Here is a 1,744-nt window from a genome sequence, read left to right as displayed (position 1 = left end):
CCTGCAGGGCGATCCCAGGAAACTAACTTATCTGTGAATAGAAACTGTCTAAGGAAGGGGAGAAGTTTAGATAAGCGCGTCCATTTCTATATCCCTGTTCCGGATCCCAGTCTTTAACTTTGTCCCAAACAACAAGGTTATTTCCGACTAACTGTATATCAGCAGATGACAAGCCAAACCGTTTAAGAAAGTTCGCTTTGAGATTGTAATTGAGTGTTACCTCTTGTAAACGAATGTACCGGGAATCATTCTTCCAAAAGGTGGACAACTGCGAATTATTAGCATTATATCCGTATGAAAGACGTGGAAAACGGGCATTAGGATTTTCAGCCAAAGCCGGATCAATCCCATTTGCCAAAGCATAGTCCATTGGAATCCAGCGGTTGGCTGGATCGTTGACCATCGTCAGCACATTGCCGATTTTTCCATTGTTAAACGGTACGTAACCTGCTCCATTGCCGCGATACCCCACGTGATAAAAATCAGTTTTACCTGTTCCTTTGAAAAGAATGCCTAACGTGAGGTCTTTGTATTTCATTTCACCGCCGAATCCATACATTAACCGCGGATAGGTAGGGTCAGACAAAAACACCTGGTCGTCTGAATTGATGATTCCATCTCCATTGATATCTTTGTATTTAATATCGCCAGGCATCACTTTGAAGCCTCCGAAAGACTGAGCAGCGCTAAATGCAATATCGTCTTCGTCGGTAAACAATCCCGTGGCAATGTAACCGCGCAATGCTGATAAAGGGTAACCGTTATATAGTTGGTATGGATATCTTGTAGGGGCCTGTTCCCAATTGATTATTTCGTTTGCTGAATAGGTGTAATTTCCCCGGATGGTAAAACTCCAGTCTTTCCGGATTTCGTGCGTGTATGAAATATTACCATCCGTACCATAACTACGCATACTTCCCACATTACCATACGGGCGCGCAGTATAGACTAACCCCACATAGCCGGGGATAGTTTCCCTCCGTTGAAAAATACTTTCACGCTTATCGTTAAAAAAGTCCACTACAAAAGATAATCTATTATCCAACATATTTGCTTCAACGCCCACGTTGGCCTTTAATGCTTTTTCCCACATCAAGTTATTGGCTCCGAATTGTAATTCGCTCACGCCGTTTAGCGTACTTCCCCAACCTACAGGCTGATTTTCTCCAATGATAGTCATAAAAGGGAACCTGAAATCGGCAATACGGTCACTACCCACCGATCCGTATGAAGCACGTAATTTAAAATGGTTAAGCCAACTCATATTATCCGTTACCCATTTATAACTGGTAGGAACCCATCCAAGCGCTATTGAAGGGAAGAACCCGAACTGTTTCCCGGGTTCAAAGTTTTCCGAACCGGTGTAACCGAAATTAAAATCGATCATATAGGTGTCTTTGAATCCGTATGTGAGCCTGCTGGAGAGCCCTTGGTATCTTTTCGGAAGAGCTTCCAATGCGCGACGTCCTGAATCGGCAAAATCAACATCTCTCGTGTCTTGTTCGTCACTCATGTAATAATAAACAAGTGCACTTACTCGATGGTTATCAGCGATGAGTTTGTCCCAGGTTAGTGTGCTTTCAAAATGATATTTACGGGACTGCCGCTGGTAATTCGAGTATTGGGGACTAACAGCATCATAGCTTTTTGATCTTTGTAATTCGCCCCAGTTAGTACGGCCAGTCGCCAGATATAATTCGGGCATTACGTATCTTCTTTCGTCTTTCCAAGAAACATTATCGTA

Annotated in this window: 1 protein-coding gene; it reads right to left on the bottom strand. The window is 43.2% G+C overall.

The annotated features are described in order from the left end of the window. Positions 1 to 22: 22 nt before the first annotated feature. A partial coding sequence (locus B3B27_RS02555; RefSeq protein ID WP_286846782.1) for a SusC/RagA family TonB-linked outer membrane protein occupies positions 23 to 1,744 on the bottom strand: 1,722 nt, incomplete at its 5' end.

Origin of the sequence: Proteiniphilum sp. UBA5463 (assembly GCF_002427225.1) — a bacterium.
Taxonomy (GTDB): Bacteria; Bacteroidota; Bacteroidia; order Bacteroidales; family Dysgonomonadaceae; genus Proteiniphilum; species Proteiniphilum propionicum.
This window is presented reverse-complemented; position numbering and strand designations above follow the sequence as displayed.